Source organism: Variovorax sp. AC194, from assembly GCF_979257995.1.
In genome coordinates this window covers 1,218,499-1,235,291 of record NZ_OZ409823.1, presented here as the reverse complement: position 1 = coordinate 1,235,291, position 16,793 = coordinate 1,218,499, and the positions used below count along the sequence as shown (strand labels likewise).

At 62.7% G+C, this 16,793-nt stretch carries 16 protein-coding genes; 6 read left to right on the top strand and 10 right to left on the bottom strand.

What is annotated here, in order from left to right:
• Positions 1-23 precede the first annotated feature (23 nt).
• Together ACZYRS_RS05845 and ACZYRS_RS05840 are read left to right on the top strand one after the other, a co-directional pair.
• The gene (locus tag ACZYRS_RS05845; protein ID WP_463418477.1) at positions 24-296 is read left to right on the top strand and encodes a hypothetical protein; all 273 of its coding nucleotides are present in this window, start codon (positions 24-26) and stop codon (positions 294-296) included.
• Between the two features lie 19 nt (positions 297-315).
• The gene (locus ACZYRS_RS05840; protein ID WP_463418476.1) at positions 316-1,335 is read left to right on the top strand and encodes an amidohydrolase family protein; all 1,020 of its coding nucleotides are present in this window, start codon (positions 316-318) and stop codon (positions 1,333-1,335) included.
• 301 nt (positions 1,336-1,636) lie between these two features.
• Here the strand turns inward: ACZYRS_RS05840 and ACZYRS_RS05835 are convergent, their stop codons facing one another.
• The 7 genes from ACZYRS_RS05835 to ACZYRS_RS05805 are packed head-to-tail and all read right to left on the bottom strand — an operon-like array spanning position 1,637 to position 7,695.
• Positions 1,637-2,317: an RraA family protein gene (locus ACZYRS_RS05835; protein ID WP_463418475.1), complete on the bottom strand. Its 681-nt coding sequence runs from the start codon at positions 2,315-2,317 to the stop codon at positions 1,637-1,639.
• 55 nt (positions 2,318-2,372) lie between these two features.
• The gene (locus ACZYRS_RS05830; protein WP_463418474.1) at positions 2,373-3,440 is read right to left on the bottom strand and encodes a cyclase family protein; all 1,068 of its coding nucleotides are present in this window, start codon (positions 3,438-3,440) and stop codon (positions 2,373-2,375) included.
• Positions 3,437-4,654 (bottom strand): pyridoxal phosphate-dependent aminotransferase, encoded by a 1,218-nt coding sequence (locus tag ACZYRS_RS05825; protein ID WP_463418473.1) that lies wholly within the window; start codon positions 4,652-4,654, stop codon positions 3,437-3,439. Before ACZYRS_RS05825 ends, ACZYRS_RS05830 begins: the two co-directional genes overlap by 4 nt.
• Positions 4,655-4,705: 51 nt before the next feature.
• Complete coding sequence (locus ACZYRS_RS05820; protein ID WP_463418472.1) at positions 4,706-5,434, bottom strand: amino acid ABC transporter ATP-binding protein; 729 nt, start codon at positions 5,432-5,434, stop codon at positions 4,706-4,708.
• Positions 5,431-6,141: an amino acid ABC transporter permease gene (locus tag ACZYRS_RS05815; RefSeq protein ID WP_463418471.1), complete on the bottom strand. Its 711-nt coding sequence runs from the start codon at positions 6,139-6,141 to the stop codon at positions 5,431-5,433. The genes ACZYRS_RS05820 and ACZYRS_RS05815 overlap by 4 nt, the downstream gene beginning before the upstream one ends.
• On the bottom strand, positions 6,138-6,839 hold the full coding sequence (locus tag ACZYRS_RS05810; protein ID WP_463418470.1) for an amino acid ABC transporter permease: 702 nt from the start codon (positions 6,837-6,839) through the stop codon (positions 6,138-6,140). The genes ACZYRS_RS05815 and ACZYRS_RS05810 overlap by 4 nt, the downstream gene beginning before the upstream one ends.
• Positions 6,840-6,879: 40 nt before the next feature.
• Complete coding sequence (locus ACZYRS_RS05805; protein ID WP_463418469.1) at positions 6,880-7,695, bottom strand: ABC transporter substrate-binding protein; 816 nt, start codon at positions 7,693-7,695, stop codon at positions 6,880-6,882.
• A gap of 195 nt (positions 7,696-7,890) precedes the next feature.
• On the opposite strand from ACZYRS_RS05805, the gene ACZYRS_RS05800 reads away from it, so the two are divergent.
• Positions 7,891-8,820, top strand: a complete 930-nt coding sequence (locus ACZYRS_RS05800) for a LysR family transcriptional regulator (protein WP_463418468.1) — start codon at positions 7,891-7,893, stop codon at positions 8,818-8,820.
• 207 nt (positions 8,821-9,027) lie between these two features.
• On the opposite strand, the gene ACZYRS_RS05795 is transcribed toward ACZYRS_RS05800, so the two are convergent.
• Positions 9,028-9,951 (bottom strand): LysR family transcriptional regulator, encoded by a 924-nt coding sequence (locus ACZYRS_RS05795; RefSeq protein ID WP_463418467.1) that lies wholly within the window; start codon positions 9,949-9,951, stop codon positions 9,028-9,030.
• A gap of 154 nt (positions 9,952-10,105) precedes the next feature.
• Here ACZYRS_RS05795 and ACZYRS_RS05790 point away from each other — a divergent pair, with 154 nt between their 5' ends.
• Entirely contained in the window at positions 10,106-10,981 is an 876-nt protein-coding gene (locus tag ACZYRS_RS05790; protein WP_463418466.1) for a pirin family protein, read from the top strand.
• Between the two features lie 203 nt (positions 10,982-11,184).
• On the top strand, positions 11,185-11,820 hold the full coding sequence (locus ACZYRS_RS05785) for an isochorismatase family protein (protein WP_463418465.1): 636 nt from the start codon (positions 11,185-11,187) through the stop codon (positions 11,818-11,820).
• 728 nt (positions 11,821-12,548) lie between these two features.
• Here the strand turns inward: ACZYRS_RS05785 and metE are convergent.
• Positions 12,549-14,840, bottom strand: a complete 2,292-nt coding sequence (metE, locus tag ACZYRS_RS05780; RefSeq protein WP_463418464.1) for a 5-methyltetrahydropteroyltriglutamate--homocysteine S-methyltransferase — start codon at positions 14,838-14,840, stop codon at positions 12,549-12,551.
• Between the two features lie 108 nt (positions 14,841-14,948).
• Between metE and ACZYRS_RS05775 the strand changes: the two genes are divergently transcribed.
• Positions 14,949-15,884, top strand: coding sequence for a LysR family transcriptional regulator (locus ACZYRS_RS05775; protein ID WP_463418463.1), 936 nt, complete (start codon positions 14,949-14,951; stop codon positions 15,882-15,884).
• Positions 15,885-15,912: 28 nt separating this feature from the next.
• Here ACZYRS_RS05775 and ACZYRS_RS05770 read toward each other — a convergent pair whose 3' ends face one another.
• Complete coding sequence (locus ACZYRS_RS05770; protein WP_463418462.1) at positions 15,913-16,773, bottom strand: isocitrate lyase/PEP mutase family protein; 861 nt, start codon at positions 16,771-16,773, stop codon at positions 15,913-15,915.
• Between the last annotated feature and the right edge of the window lie 20 nt (positions 16,774-16,793).

The window sequence follows — 16,793 nt, the reverse complement described above, 5'->3', positions numbered from 1 at the left end:
TTCACCCCCAGCGAGGAATTTTCATGCAAGCAGGCTTTCAGGTTCTCAAGCGCCGCAGTGCGGTCGACAGATCGTGGGTCGGCAAGTTCGCCGCCCTTCCCGCAGCCAACATCAGCGACTCGATGTCGCGGCTCATCGTGTGCGTGCCGCAAGGCGATGTGCAGGCCATCTACGACAAGGCCGCCGCGAGGTTCAGACACGAGAGCGAGACCTTTGCAGCCATCGGCCGAAGGGACAACGACGCAGCGGGCTATCGCGCACGGCTCACCCAGCTCGGCTGCTACTTCGAAGAATGAACGACACAAGGCACCAACAATGATCATCGACTGCCACGGCCACTACACCACCGCGCCCGCTGCGCTGAAGGACTACCGCGCGCGACAGACAACCGCGTTCGAAGCCGGTCGTGCGCTCGCGCCCGATTTCACCATCTCCGACGAAGAAATCCGCGAGTCGCTCGAACAGAACCAGCTGCGCATCCAGCGCGAACGCGGCGTGGACCTCACGCTGTTCTCGCCCATCGCCGGCGCCATGGCGCATCACGTGGGCGATGCCGTCACCAGCCGCGACTGGACACGGGCCTGCAATGACCTCGTGCACCGCGCCGTCGAGATGTTTCCCGACGAACTCGTCGGTGTCTGCCAACTGCCTCAGTCTCCGGGCGTGAGCCCTGCCAACTGTGTCGAGGAACTCACGCGCTGCGTCGAGGAGCTGGGCTTCGTCGGCTGCAACGTGAACCCCGACCCCACCGACGGCTTCTGGACCGACCCGCCCATGACGCAGCGCCACTGGTATCCGCTGTTCGAGAAAATGGTCGAGCTCGACGTGCCGGCCATGGTGCACGTGAGCTGTTCGTGCAACCCCAACTTCCACCATACCGGCGCCCACTACCTGAATGGCGATACCACGGCGTTCATGCAGTTTCTGCTGTCGGACATCTTCCGGGACTTTCCGACGCTGCGCTTCGTGATTCCGCACGGCGGTGGCGCCGTGCCCTACCACTGGGGCCGCTACCGCGGTCTGGCGCAGCAACTGAAGCGGCCACCGCTGGAGGAGATGATGCGCAACGTGTTCTTCGACACCTGCGTCTATCACCGCCCCGGCATCGAGTTGCTGCTGGAGGTCGTGCCGCCGGACAACGTGCTGTTCGCCTCCGAGATCGTTGGCGCGGTGAAGGGCATCGATCCGCAGACCGGACACCACTACGACGACACCAAGCGCTACATCGACGCCGTCGACTGGCTCACGCCGGAGCACCGTGCCAAGGTGCTGGGCGACAACGCACTGCGCGTCTACCCGCGTCTGGCCCGCCGCCTGGAGGCCCGTGCATCATGAGAATCGCCGCCAAAGCGAAAGGGGGTCACAGAACAAGGCAAGGCACAGTCGACCATTGCTGCGTCGGCTCCACCGCTGGCGCGCGATTCAAGCGGCGCGGTGGCTCAGCTCTGCTTCGGCACGGACACAGTTGGCCAACTGACCGGGCACTTCCGTGCGCTTTTTCAACGGTCTCAAAGCCCGGAATTGCTCTCGGCAAACAGTACTCACAATTCGATTTGTATCTCCGGACAAAGCCACCCATTGGTAGCAATCATCCGACTCCGACCTTCCGGTTCGGAATTGGGCAACTCGGCCTAACCTAGAGCATCTCCCCCTCAGCCAGGATGCCTGCGGTCCTCAACGCACGGTCCAGCCACTTCGCAGTGGTGTCGCCGTTTCGGATGGCGGCGATTCGCGCGGCCTCGTCCGTCTCCTTCTTGCGCGCTGCGGGCAGGAGCGTCTCCATCTCCTCTCGCGCAATTGCGACAACCCCGTCAGCGTCACCGCAAATGAAGTCGCCCGGACGCACCGTCACACCTCCAACCGAAACCGGATGCCCAACGCGGCCAGGAACGTTCTTCGTCGGACCATTGGGATTGGAGCCTGCGGCAAAAACCGGAAACTCCATTTCCGCAATTTCGAGCGTGTCGCGGGCTGCGCCATCCAGAACAACGCCCGCGAAACCCCTTTCGCGACAGACGTTGATCATGATGGCCCCCATCAACGCCGCAGACAGATCGCCCTTTCCATCGACCACGATGACGTCGCCGGGCTTGGCGAGCATGAGCGCGACGTGAATCATGAGGTTGTCGCCAGGGCGAACCTCGACCGTGAAGGCAGGGCCTGCGAACTTCATCGTTGGCCGCAGTGCCTGGATACGGCCGTGAAGTGCGCCCCTGCGACCGGCAACGTCAGCGAAGATGGCAGGTTGAATCTCGGCGGCCTGCCGGACTATTTCTGCAGGGGTACGAGGAAAATCGCGAACGACGTCTTGGTTCATGGTCAATTCTCGAGAGAGAGTGAATCGGGTTGGAGGCGTTGGCTTCCCTGCACGTCTAAACCGTGGCGATAGGGGTTGCAGGCGAGCCGACTGCGCCGGGCAGGCGAAGAGGCGGCGCTGTGAGCAGGAATCGGTGGCGGCCTTGCTCTCTGAGCCATCGCGCAAGCGGCGTCAACAACCAGAGTTCACCGAGATGGATGCCGTTCTTGAAGAGGCAATGCGCATGCAGAGGCAGCTTCGGACCTCGAATCGGATTTGATGCAGCCAGCGTCGGCGAAATCAGTTCGACCGCCGGGTTGTCCGCGATGAGGCAGGCCAGCTTCACGTCGACAATCCAGTTCAGAAGCTTCGCATCGCGTCCGTCCAGACCGCTGCCTGTTTCGTGCAAGTGCTTCACATCCGGGTTGCGGTTCATCGCCATCAGCGTGTCGGCGAACCCGGTGTGGATGCACACCATGTCCCCCGCTTCGATGGTGACACCGTCCGCTTCGAGGATACGCATGAGTTGGTCGTAGCCGACCGCGATTTTCTTTCGGCCGATATGGTGCTCGAGGTCGACCATGACGCCCCGGCCTTGGGCGCCATGTTCCGCCAGATGTTCGATGCCGAGTCGTTCTGCGTTGGGCCCCGGAAAGCGTGCCCATGGCGCCACTGCATCGGGGTCTTCGACGGCGCCCTTGATGTCGCGGCCTGCGCGAAAGCCGTTGTAGAAAACAGCCTCGGCCTGCCCGTCGTCGTCGGCATCGAACCGGCTGCCCATGTGCGCCAGGCTGTCCCACTGCGTCGAATACTGCGTGTTCATCAGCAGCACGTCATCGCACACGACGTCGGTGAGATTCGATTCCTCGGTCTCGTACGACCAGCAGAATCCCTGCACGCCGGCGCTCTTGCCATCGCGCAAGGTCGCAAAGCGCTGGGGCGCGAGGCGCCTCGGATTGAGTGCCTGCCCGCCTGGATAGTCGAGCGGCAATGACAGGCAAAAATTCAACCCTTCCTTGACCTCGGCGATGCCTTGCAGCAGCTTGCCGCGATCCACCAGGTTCATGCGGCCAAGCTGGTCGTCGGGCCCGAACTCGCCCCAGTTGCTTCCCGGGGGCGCGACCTTCCATCGAGCATCGGTCATTTCGCGTTTCCCTTCTCCAGGTTCGCGCAGAACCTGCGGATTCGCTCGCATGCGCCCACGAGGCTCGTCATGCTGGCGGCGTAGGAGATTCGAAAGTGCCCCGGTGTGCCGAACGCGCTGCCATGAACAACCGCCACACCCTCCTCCGACAGCAGTTCGAGTGCGAAGGACTCGTCATCCTCGATGCGCTTGCCGCTTCTGCTGACCTTCCCATACGTACCTTCGCAAGAAGGAAAAACGTAGAAGGCGCCCTCCGGCGTCGCACACCGGATTCCCTCGCACGAATTGAGCAGCCCAACAACGGCATCCCTGCGCTCCTGGAACGCCTGTCGGCGGGTGACCAGAAAGTCTTGCGGCCCCGTCAAGGCTTCAACCGCGGCCCATTGCGCCACCGAGTTGATGCCGGAGGTCACCTGGCCCTGGATAACGTCCATCGCCTTGACCAACTGCGTCGGCCCGGCGCCGTAGCCCACACGCCATCCGGTCATGGCGTATGCCTTCGAGACGCCGTTCATGGTGAGTGTTCTTGGGAGCAATCGCGGCTCGACCTGACCGATGGTCGCGAAGACGAAGTCGTCGTACACGAGATGCTCATAGATGTCGTCCGTGAGAATCCAGACGTGCTCGTGCTTGACGAGCACTTCAGCCAGGGCGCTGAGTTCTCCATGGGTGTAGGCGGCCCCCGATGGATTCGACGGTGAATTCAGGACAACCCATTTCGTTCGGGCAGTGATGTGGCGCTCGAGCGCCTCGGGCGTGAGCTTCAGCCCGTGCTTCGCAGACGTCTCGATGACGATGGGCGTCGCACCGCACAGAGCCACCAGTTCGGGATAGGAGACCCAGTACGGCGCCGGAATGAGCACTTCGTCCCCGGGGTTCAGGGTCGCAAGAAATGCATTGGCGATGACGTGCTTGCCGCCATTGCTGACGATGACCTGCTGCGGCGTGAACTCCAGCGAGTTTTCACGCCGAAACTTTTGGACGATCGCCTCCCGAAGTTCGGGAATGCCGTTGGTCGGTGTGTAGCGGGTCTTGCCCGTTGTCAACGCCCGGATGGCGGCAAGCTGGATGTTCTCGGGGGTGTCGAAGTCCGGCTCGCCGGTGCTCAGGGCGATGACATCGCGCCCTTGAGCGGCGAGGTCGCGCGCTCGCTGGCTTGCCGCGATGGTGCTGGACGGCTTGATACGTGAAATGGAATCGGCAAGGAATGTCATATGCGGTCTCGTTGGTATGCAGCGCCAGCGCCGTACAAGCGCCGGCAGTGTTCAGGTGTGGCGGATGTCCGAGATGAACTTTTGAGCGCGAGGGTGCTGCGGGCTGGTGAAGAACTGCTGGGGGGTCGCTCGTTCGAGAATGGTTCCGGCATCCATGAAGACGATGCGGTTTGCCACCTCGCGCGCAAAACCCATCTCGTGCGTGACGCAGACCATGGTCATGCCTTCGGCCGCGAGTTGCTTCATCACGTTCAGAACCTCACCGACCATCTCGGGGTCCAGCGCGCTCGTGGGTTCATCGAACAGCATGACCGGCGGCTCCATCGCCAGGGCTCGAGCGATGGCTATGCGTTGTTGCTGGCCGCCGGACAGCTGGGATGGATAAGCGTCTGCCTTGTGCTGCATGCCTACCTTGGCGAGCAGTTTCATCGCGCGCTCTTTCGCATCGCGCTCGGCCAGGCCCAGCACCATCATCGGGGCAAGGATCACGTTCCGCAGCACGCTCAGATGCGGAAAGAGATTGAAGCTCTGGAAGACGAAGCCTATATTGCTGCGCAACTTGTTCACGTCGACGTTGGCCCCGTGGACATCTTGCCCATTGACGATGATCTTGCCCTTGGAGATGGGCTCGAGCCGATTGATGGTCCGGATGAGTGTGGATTTTCCGGACCCGGACGGGCCACAGACCACCACGACCTCTCCCTTCGCGACCGTCTCGTCGATGTTGTTCAACGCTTGGTATTCGCCGTAGAACTTGTCCACGCCTTCAAAAGAAATCATGCGGTGGCCTCTTTGGTGGGGGTACGGGTGGAGCTGCGATTGAGCTTCTTCTCGAGCCGGTTCACACAGAGACTGAGCAGCCAGCAAATGACGAAGTAGGTGACGGCGAGGATCAGATAGACCTCGAACGGCTTGGTCAGCAACTGCGCGTTGACCTGGTAGGCCGCATACGTCAATTCATTGACGCTGATGATGTAGCCCAGCGAGGTGTTCTTGATGAGATTGATGAGCTGGCTCAGGATGCTCGGCGTCATGTGAACGAGTGCCTGCGGCAGAACGACCTTGCGCATCGCTTGTCCGTAGGTCAGTCCAAGCGACCTCGCGGCCTCGACCTGGCCAGCCGGTATGGCCTCGATGCCTGCGCGTACGACCTCGCCCATGAACGCGAGTTCGTAGATGACCAGGGCGCAGATGAGCGTGGTAGTACCGGATACGCTGTGGCCGACCAGGATGGGCACGATGAAGTAGGCCCAGAAGATCAGCATCAGCACCGGCAGGCCGCGCACGACATACACGATGGCCGTTGCGGGTGCACGGATCGCCGTGATCGGCGAGGTCCGCGCGATGCCCATCAGCACTGCAAGCGGAAAGGAGGCGATGAGGCCGGTGATTGCCAGGCAAAGGGTCAGGGCAAGGCCTCCCAGCGGACCGTTCGGAAACTGTCCGACCAGGAGCAAGACGCCATAGTCGCGAAGGATTTCGATCATCGCGCCGCCCTCCCGACTTTCAGTTTCACGCTGCACGCATGGCCGAGCCACATCAGCAGGAAGGAGCCTGCCCAGTAGAAGACGGATGCAATCGCGAAGGTTTCAAACGTTCGGAAGCTTTCGTTCTCCACTTGATGCGCCGCATAAGTCATCTCGGCGAATCCGATGGCCATCGCCAGGCTCGTCGACTTGAACAAGCTCAAGGATTGGTTTGTCAGCGGCGGCAACGCAACCCGCAGGGCCTGGGGAAGAATGACCACTCGCATGGCTTGCACGAACGTCATGCCGAGCGCTCTGGCTGCCTCCAGTTGCGTGGGAGGCAACGAACGGACGCCGCTGCGCAGGTCCTCGGACATGTAGGCGCCGGCGTTCAGCGACAGCGCTATCCAGACGAGGAAGAACTCGCTGCCGTGGTCGTTGATCCAGGCCTGCCACGCTTCCGGAAGGATCTGGGGGACGCCGAAATACCAGATGAAGACTTGCACGAGGCCTGGCACATTGCGGTGGTAGCCCACAAAGGCCTTGGCGAGAAGCTCGAGCGGCCGGGCGCGAGACTCCCTGAGGGAAACCACGAGAAGTCCGATCAGGAAGCCGGAGATCCAGGCTGCGAAAAAGAGCAGCAGGGTTTTGCAGGCGCCGGCAATCAGCCAGTCCAGATAGCGGCCCTGCAGCACGGCACCAAAGTTGAAGTCAGGCATGGCCGACGCTCAGGTATGGAGTGGCTGAACAGAGCCTGGATCAGAACGCACTGAGCGGCGTCAGCTTCTTCTCCCGGACGATCTTGAACTTCGTCGAGGGACCGAACCACTTGTTCCACATCGCCTCGAGCTCGCCAGAGGACTCCATATCCTTCAGGGCGTTGTTGACCGCCGCAAGAAGTTCAGGCTCGCCCTTTTTCACGCCGAGGCCAGTCGGCTCGTAGGCCAGTGACTCATCGAGGAACACGAACTTGCCGTCGCTGCCTTCCACGAAGCGCGCGCCGGCTGCCTGAGCGACGGCGAAGCCCTGGACCTTGCCTTGTTGAAGTGCCAGAAATGCCGTCGGGCTGTCCTGGTAGGTCACGACCTCCGCTGCCGGGATCTTGCTGCGCGTGTAGAGCTCCGGGGTGGATCCCTTGTTCGCACTGACCTTCTTGCCGGAAAGCTCGGCGAAGTTCTTGATGCCGGACTTGCTGGAGACCATGACCTTCAGCGGGATCTGGTAATGAATGTCCGAGAAGGCAATCTGCTCCGCGCGCTCCTTCGTGTATCCCATCGCTGCGGCAACGACATCCACACGGCCCAGGGACAGTTCGGGAATGCGCGCTTCGACGGAGATGGGGCGATGCTCCAGCTGGACGCCGAGCCGCTTTGCGAGCGCGCTGCACGTATCCACATCGAAGCCGATGTACTGCCGCGAGGCCGGGTCTTGATAGGCCAACGGCTCGGAGCCCGAAAGCGTGGCGCAGACGAGCTTGCCGCGGGCTTTGATTTCATCGAGGCGGTTGGCGTGTGCCATCGTTGCGATCAGGCAGAGAGCCAAGGGCAACATGCGAGCGAAAGTGAATCGGTTCATGAGGGTCTCCGATGCCGCTTCCGCGGCGGTTTGTTGTCGATGGCATGAATTCTGGAGACCGTGACATATTAAAAAAAGCGCTTTTTTTCGATAGATTTGAATGCTTTTTATGCATAGACTAAGGGCAAACCCGGCGGTTCGTCGCGATATGCACCTTGGTTGTGCTCAGCGACGCGCTGCTCACGAGGAGGTCAGATGGTCACTTTCAAGCAGCTTGAGGCCGTGTACTGGGTCGCGAAGCTGGGCGGCTTTTCGCAAGCGGCCGAGCACCTCCACACAACGCAATCGGCGGTATCCAGGCGGGTTCAAGAACTCGAAAGCGTTGTCGATACGCAGTTGTTCGACCGCACGCTTCGCACGGCCAGGCTTACAGAGAAAGGCGATGAGATGTTCTCCGTCGCCCAACGCCTGCTTGCTCAAAGAGATGAGGCCATGGAGCAGTTCGCGCGACCAGAGGTAGTGGAGAGACGGCTACGAATCGGGCTGACAGAGCTCACGGCGATGACGTGGTTCCCTCGGCTGGTCAGCCTGGTGCAGGCGTACTACCCAAGGGTCGTGATAGAGCCGGAAGTGGACGCAAGTGTCGACCTGAGAGAAAAGATTCTGGCCGACGAACTCGACGTCGCCATCGTTCCAGAGATGACGGAAGACGGTCGACTGTCGCAGAAAGCGCTTGGCACGATTCGCAATGCCTGGATGTGCAAGCCCGGCGCACTTCCAAAGGACAAGACGTTTCGAATCCATGAGGTTGCCTCCCAACGCCTGCTGTCGCAGGGAGATCGATCCGCAACGGGTTTGGCGTACGACCGCTGGTTCCGCTCGTTTGGACTGACTCCAACAAACACCCTTGCAAGCAATAACCTGATTGCCATCATCGGGATGACCATCTCCGGCATCGGGCTCAGTCATCTCCCAAGAGAGTGCATGATGCCGCTCGTGGATGCCGGGCTGCTGCAGATCGTCAAGGTGAGTCCGGCCCTTCCTGAGGTCACTTACGTCGCGATGTACAAGACCGAACAACGCAGCAGCCTGATCGCGTCAGTCATCATGCTCGCGCAGGAATGCTGCGACTTCAGCCGCGCTTTTCAGATCGGGAATGACCAAGGGACGGCAAAGAGCGTGTGAGCGTATATGCGCGGAGGTTTGATCCTGCCAGCAGTACCCCTTCGATTAGCGCCATCGAACGGCAGGCACCGCCGAAATGCACTCGGTCGACGCCGACGGCCTCGAGGATGACGCCGAGTTCCTAGAACGCAAGCGGCCGGCCGTGCCACCTTGAGTAGTGCCGGTGGCTAAACGATGCTGTTCAGTTGACTCTCAATGGCCGGTTACCTATGGGCGCAGCGGTGTCAATGTCGCATCCAGTTCGCCGACTTTCGCGACGACGAGATCGATGAACGCCGACACAGCCGGCGCCAGATGCCGTCGACTGGGATACAGGACATTGAGGCCATGGCCGGGACGCTGGTATTCGGGCATCACGGGAACGAGGCGTCCGGCCTGCAGGTCCTTCATGAGGATGGCCCTCGGAAGCAGTGTGACCCCCAACCCAGCCAGCGTGGCCTTGCGAAGGGCCTGCGCCGTGTTGCCGGCGAAGCGAGGGGCAACCTGCACAGCCTCCTCGATGCCGTCAGGTCCGGCCATCCGCCAGGTCACATGACCGATGCCGGACTGCACAAAGGTCACGCAATCGTGCTCCTGCAGGTCCTGCAGCGTGCTGGGCGCGCCTCTCGCTGCAAGGTAGCCGGGGCTGGCCACCAGCCCGTCGTTGCCCGCGGACAGAACCTGCCGCCCGATGTATTCCGAGTCCTCGAGGAGGCCACCACGAAACGCTACGTCGATGCGATCCTCGATCAGGTCTGCCTTCGAATCACTGAGCACCAGGGCAAGTCGAACCTTGGGATGGGTTGCCAGGAACTCGGCGATCCACTCCATCACGAACAAGTCGAGGAAGTCAGCCGGTGCGGCAACGCGAACAAGCCCACTCGGCTCCTGGCTCTCCGAGCTCAGATCTTGGCCGGCTTCGATAAGTCCGGCGACCGCGCCAGCGCAACGTGAGTTGAACTCCTCGCCTGCGCTGGTGAGGGTGAGACTGCGGGTCGAGCGTTGCAGCAGTCGCGTGCCGAGATTTTTCTCAAGCTCCTGAACGCGTCTGCTGACGGTGTTCGCTGGCACACCGAGGCGCCGCGCCGCGCCCGCAAAGCTGCCGCTGCGCACGACGTGCACGAACAAGGCGATGTCGTTCAGATCGAGCATGAAAAGCCTATTGATTTGAAATTTGGACGGCTGTGCTCCGATTGCACGGGCTAGTAAGTCGATCCTACCGCCCCTATCGTTCATACATCGACTGCAGCAGCCCAGACGTCATGTCTTCGGCGAGCCCACTTCACTTCATCTCCAAGAACGACTGATGACCGCATCACAAGGCACTACTGACAATCCGAACCTTGATCAAGCATCGAGTGCGGGCGCGCGAGCGATCGTCCACCGCACGCATGGCAGCACCCATGGACCGATCACGCGACTCGTGAGCCCGAGCGAGCTCGGCGAGTTCTTGAAGCCGTTCATCTTTCTCGACCTCAACAGTTTCAGTCCCGGGCTTGGCAGCCAGGGCTTCGCGATGCATCCGCATTCGGGCATCGCTACGCTGACCTTCGTGATGGCAGGCAACCTTCGCTACGAAGACACGACCGGCAAGAAGGGCGTGTTGCTCGCTGGCGGCGTGGAGTGGATGCGCGCTGGAAACGGCGTGTGGCACATCGGCGCACCCGTCGGCGACTTGCAGATGAAGGGCTTCCAGCTCTGGGTGGCCCTGCCTGCCTCGGACGAGAACGCACACGCGGAAAGCCTTTACCTGGCACCCACAGATGTTCCGCAAGAAGGCCCGGTCCGTGTGCTGCTCGGAAGCCATGGCAAGGCCCGGAGCCCGATTCCAGCACCTTCGGGCATGAACTACCTTGCCGTGAATTTGAAGGACGGCGAGCGCTGGCGATACACGCCTCCCGCCGGCCACACCGTGGCGTGGTTGGCGGTCAGCGCGGGACGACTCGATGTGAGTGGGATGGTCGGCACCGGTGAGCTCGCTGTGTTCGAGGAATCGGAACAGGTCATCGACTCGGTGGCCCACGGCGACACGTCCTTCGTCATCGGCTCGGCGGTGAAGCATCCACACGACCTGGTGATGGGCTACTACTCGGTGCACACCAGCAAGGCCGCCCTCGCAAAGGGGGAGGCCGAAATTCAGCGCATTGGCGCCGAGCTGCGACGTGACAAGCTGATCGGCTAAGGCGCCGTCATCGGCGTCGACCGGTCGGTTCCCACCGAGTTATCCGCAAACTCAGTCGCAACCACCGATCGACAGCCTCTTTGCCCGCCGGCGTCTCTTCATGACCCATGTACTGACCGCCGAGGACATCTTCGTGTGCTGGGATAGCACGATCCCCGCTGCCAAGGGCAGCTTATCCAGTTCCCCAACCCAAAGGAAATGACATGACATCAAACAAGTGGATGATTGACGCAAACGATTCGGTATTGCTACTGATAGATCATCAGAGCGGCCTGTTTCAACTGGTTCGCGATATGGAGTATTCGACCCTCCGCAACAACGTAACCACACTTGCGAAGGTGGCACACATCGCAAAGGTTCCGACCATTACGACGGCATCTGTTCCCGACGGTCCGAATGGTCCGATCATTCCGGAGATCCATCAGAGCAACCCCGATGCGGTGCACGTTCCGCGCGTGGGGCCGATCAACGCATGGGATCACCGCCCCTTTGTCGAGGCCATCGAGAAAACCAAGCGGAAGACACTGCTCATCGCAGGCACGCTCACGAGCATTTGCATGGCTTTCCCCGCACTCAGCGCCCTTGCCGCAGGGTACAAAGTGTTCTGCATTGTGGATGCGTCAGGCAATTGGTCGAAGATGGCAACCGACATCACCGTTGCCCGAGTCACGCAGGCAGGAGCAATGCCGATCGACACGTTCGCGGTCATGTCTGAGTTGATGAACACTTGGGATCGCCCGGAGGCAATGGATTTCGCGAAGGTCATGGTTGATCACGTCGTTCCCGCCTATGGAGCGTTGATGGAGAGCTATGACACGGCACAAAAAAGCGTGAAATAGGTCCAGGCCGCTATTCGGACGCGGGCCACCTGGTGCAGGCGGCCTTCGACCTCGGTGTACATAGGGCGGATCACGGGTCCGCCGCGCGGAGTTCCCGTCGGCGCAAACAGGCCCACGCATCGCGTTCCGCGACCTCATCGGCGGAACCCCCGGGAATCGCGAGGACGACACCGCTATCTGGTGTAACGCTCAGCTGTCCAACAGACTTGGTCCTGCAATCCGCATCTGTTCAGAATTCACAGAGGAGACAGATATTGGGTTGGCACAACATGATGTTCTGCACGACCGATAGATGCGGAAGCAGGTTGAAGCTCCGGAACACGAAACCAACCTAGCTTCGGAACATGTTGACGTTGATCGACGGCGCATGCGCGTCCTGCCCGTTGAATGCATCGTCCCGCCCTGGCTACAGGACCGCCGAGTGACACTCGTGTCCCTAAAACACGACAAGCCACGACGGATTGAATTTTGTCGGTATTTTTGTCGGTACTTGAAGAAGGAGAAATCCAGAAACCCAGTATCCATGCGGCTTCTGTCATGACTTTTCGTTCCTGTCGAAGCACCATCCCGCCGATACCCTCCACGGCTTCAGCCGCGCAGTTGCCGCGCGCCTGCGTTGATGCATGCCATGCCGAAGCACCCAGAAAAAATCCCGGGACGAACCCGGGATGTCGAAGGAAGAGAACGCCGCGCCACCAGAGCGGCGCGCGGCCATGGCGTAGAAAGGCTCAGGCCGCAGCGCGCAGCGTCTTGGCGGCCGCCACCATGTTGGTCAGCGCGGGCAGCACTTCGGCCCACTGGCGCGTCTTCAGGCCGCAGTCGGGGTTGACCCACAGGCGCTCGGCGGGCACGCGCTCCGCCGCCTTCCTCATCAGCTGCACCATGTGTTCCTGGCTCGGGATGTTGGGCGAGTGGATGTCGTACACGCCCGGGCCGATCTCGTTGGGGTACCTGAAGTTGTCGAACGCGTCGAGCAGTTCCATGTCCGAGCGCGAGGTCTCGATGGTGATGACGTCGGCGTCCATCTCGGCGATCGACGCGATGATGTCGTTGAACTCCGAATAGCACATGTGGGTGTGGATCTGCGTCTCGTCGCGCACGCCGTTGGCCGTGATGCGGAACGATTCGACCGCCCAGTCCAGGTAGTCCTGCCACTGCGCCTTGCGAAGCGGCAGGCCTTCGCGCAGCGCGGCCTCGTCGATCTGGATCACGCGCACGCCGGCCTTTTCCAGGTCCAGCACTTCTTCGCGGATGGCCAGCGCGAGCTGCTTGCAGGATGCCGAGCGCGGCTGGTCGTCGCGCGCGAAGGACCAGTTCAGGATCGTGACCGGGCCGGTCAGCATGCCTTTCATCGGCCGCCGCGTGAGCGACTGCGCGTACTGGGTCCACTCCACGGTCATCGCCTTCGGGCGGCTGATGTCGCCAAAGAGAATCGGCGGCTTCACGCAGCGCGAACCGTAGGACTGCACCCAGCCGAACTGGCTGAAGGCATAGCCCTCGAGCTGCTCGCCGAAGTACTCGACCATGTCGTTGCGCTCGGCCTCGCCGTGCACCAGCACGTCCAGATCGAGCGCCTCCTGCTCGCGCACGCTGCGCTGGATCTCCGCCTGCATCGCCGCCTTGTAGCCCACCGCGTCGAGGCGCCCGGCCTTGTATTCGCTGCGCGCATGGCGGATCTGCGCGGTCTGCGGGAACGAGCCGATGGTGGTGGTGGGGAACGGCGGCAGCTTCAGCAGCGCGGCCTGCTTGGGCGCGCGCTGGGCGTAGATGCTCTCGCGCCGGCCCAGCTGGCTGTCGAGCCTGGCCACCGCGGCCTGCACCGCGGGGTTCTTCACGCGCGGCGACGCGCGGCGCGCGGCAAGGGCCGCACGGTTGGCTGCCAGCTGGTCCTTCACGGCATCGCGGCCATGGCGCAGGGCAGCGGCCAGCACCCGCAGTTCGTCGAGCTTCTGGAGCGCATAGGCCAGCCACGACTTGACCTCCGCATCGAGCTTCTGCTCGCTGGCCAGGTCCACCGGCACATGCAGCAGCGAGCACGACGGCGCGATCCACAGGCGCTCGCCCAGGCGCTCGGCCAGCGGCTCGAGCCAGTCGAGCGTTGCGGCCAGATCGCTCTTCCAGATGTTGCGCCCGTTGACCACGCCCAGCGACAGCACCTTGTGCGCGGGCAGCATGCTCAGCAGCGGCACCACGTCGTCGCGGCCGTTGATGGCGTCCACATGCAGGCCCGCCACCGGCAGGTTGGCGGCGAGGTACTTGTTCTCCTGCAGCTGGCCGAAGTAGGTGGCCACCAGGATCTTGACGCGCGCCGCCTTGAGCTGGTGATAGGCCGCATTGAACGCGTGCTGCCAGTCGGCATCCAGCTCGGTGACCAGCACGGGCTCGTCGAGCTGCACCCATTCCACGCCTTGCGCGGCCAACGTCTCCAGCAGTTCCGCATACACCGGCAGCAGGCGCGGCAACAGCGCGAGCTTGTCGGAATCGTCCTTGGCCTTGCCGATGGACAGGTACGTCACCGGGCCCACGAGCACCGGCTTGGCCTTCACGCCCTGGGCCCTGGCTTCGGCCAGCTGCTCCAGGAGGCGCGAGGCGTCGAGCTTGAACTCTGTGTCCGCGGTGAACTCGGGGACGATGTAGTGGTAGTTGGTGTCGAACCACTTGGTCATCTCGCCGGCCGCCACGCCGCCGCAGCAACCGGCGTGGTCTTCCGCGCCCTGGGCCGAGCGGCCGCGCGCCACGCGAAAGTAGTTGTCCAGCGCATCGCCGTGAAAGCCCTGCACGCGCTCGGGCAGGTTGCCGAGCGTGAAGCTCATGTCCAGCACCTGGTCGTAGAACGCGAAGTCGCCCACGGGGACGAGGTCGAGGCCGGCTTGGTCGTTCCAGTGGCGCTGGCGCAGCTGCGCGCCCAGGGCCTTGAGCGCGTCGCGCGAGGACTCGCCCTTCCAGTACGACTCAAGCGCGAACTTCAGTTCACGCTTGGCGCCGATGCGGGGAAAGCCGAGGTTGTGGGTAGTGGTCATGGGGGTAGTGGAGCGTCCGGCAGTCAGGGAAAGGAGGAATCGTAGGTTTGCGGACCCGTGAAGTAAAATGGTCTTATTTCACGTATCCATGAAATCGGCTCATTGACCATGTTGGAACGCATGCACCTTTCCATCGTCCAGGAAGTGGACAAGCAGGGCTCGCTCACGGCCGCCGCCGAGGTGCTGCACCTGACGCAATCGGCCCTGAGCCATTCGATCCGCAAGCTCGAGGGCCAGCTGGGCACGGAGGTCTGGCAGCGCGAAGGCCGCAGCCTCCGGCTCACCCAGGCCGGCCAGTACCTCCTGGCGGTGGCCAACCGCGTGCTGCCGCAGCTCTCGCTGGCCGAGGAGCGCCTGCGCCAGTTCGCAGAGGGCGAGCGCGGGTCGCTGCGCATCGGCATGGAATGCCACCCCTGCTACCAATGGCTGCTGAAGGTGGTGTCGCCGTACCTGGCGTCATGGCCCGACGTGGACGTGGACGTGAAGCAGAAATTCCAGTTCGGCGGCATCGGCGCGCTCTTCGGCTACGAGATCGACCTGCTGGTCACGCCCGATCCGCTCTACAAGCCCGGCCTGCACTACGAGCCCGTGTTCGACTACGAGCAGGTGCTCGCGGTCGCGCGCGGCCACCGGCTGGCGAACGTGCCCTACGTGAAGCCCGCGCAGCTGACCGACGAAGTCCTGGTCACCTACCCGGTGGCGACGGACCGGCTGGACATCTACAACATGTTCCTCATGCCTGCGGGCGTGACGCCCCGGCGCCACAAGGCGATCGAGACGACCGACATCATGTTGCAGATGGTCGCGAGCGGCCGCGGCGTGGCGGCGCTGCCGCGCTGGCTGGTGGAGGAATACGCGGACAAGATGGACATCGTGCCGGTGCGGCTGGGCGCGCGCGGCATCGCCAAGCAGATCTTTCTCGGGGCGCGCGAAGCGGACACCGATGTGGATTACCTGAACGCCTTCGTCGACCTGGCGCGGCAATCGGGCGAGCTGGCCGACAAGAAGAAGCCCGGTCGGCGCGCCCGTCGTTCGGCCGCGTGACGCAGGCTGCGCCCGCGCACGCACTGACTCAGGTGTAGCGCTTCTCCAGCGCGTCCCACTCGGGCTTGCCCACCAGTCGCTGGCGCTCGGCGAAGGTGGCGACCAGGCCGCTCGCCTCCAGCACCTGCTTTTCGTCGCGCAGCACCGTGAGCGCCTTCTGCATGCCGGCCACGGCGCCCTGCAGCGCGGCGTTGGCGTACAGCACGATGCCGTAGCCCAGCGCGCCCAGATCGGTCGCGTTGAAGATCGGCGTCTTGCCGCCGATCACCATGTTCATGAGCTGCGGCTTGGCCAGGCGCTGCGGCAGCGCGCGGATTTCATCGGCGGTGGTGACGGCCTCCACGAAGAGGATGTCGGCGCCGGCCTCGGCGAATTTCTGCGCGCGCTCGACCGCGGCCTCGAAGCCGTGCACGGCCGCCGCGTCGGTGCGGGCCATGATCATGAGGTCGGGGTCCTGGCGCGCATCGACGGCCGCCTTGATCTTGCTCACCGCCTCTTCGGTGGAGATCACCTCCTTGCCCGAGAAATGGCCGCAGCGCTTGGGCGCCACCTGGTCTTCGAACTGGATGCAGTCGGCGCCGGCGCGCTCCAGCGTGCGCACCGTGTGGCGCACGTTCAATGCGTTGCCGAAGCCCGTGTCGGCATCCACGATCAGCGGCACCGACACCGCGTCGCGGATGCGCGCCGTGTGGTCGGCGATTTCCGCCAGGCCCATGAAGCCCTGGTCGGGCATGCCGAACCACATGTTGGTGACGCCGGCGCCGGTGATGTAGATCGCCTCGAAGCCCAGGTCTTCGACCACCTTGGCCGACAGCGCATTGAAGGCGCCCGGAACGAGCAGGCCGCGGCGGGCCTCGGCGAGGGACTTGAGTTGCTTGCGGGTGGACATTCGAAAAACTCCAATCAATC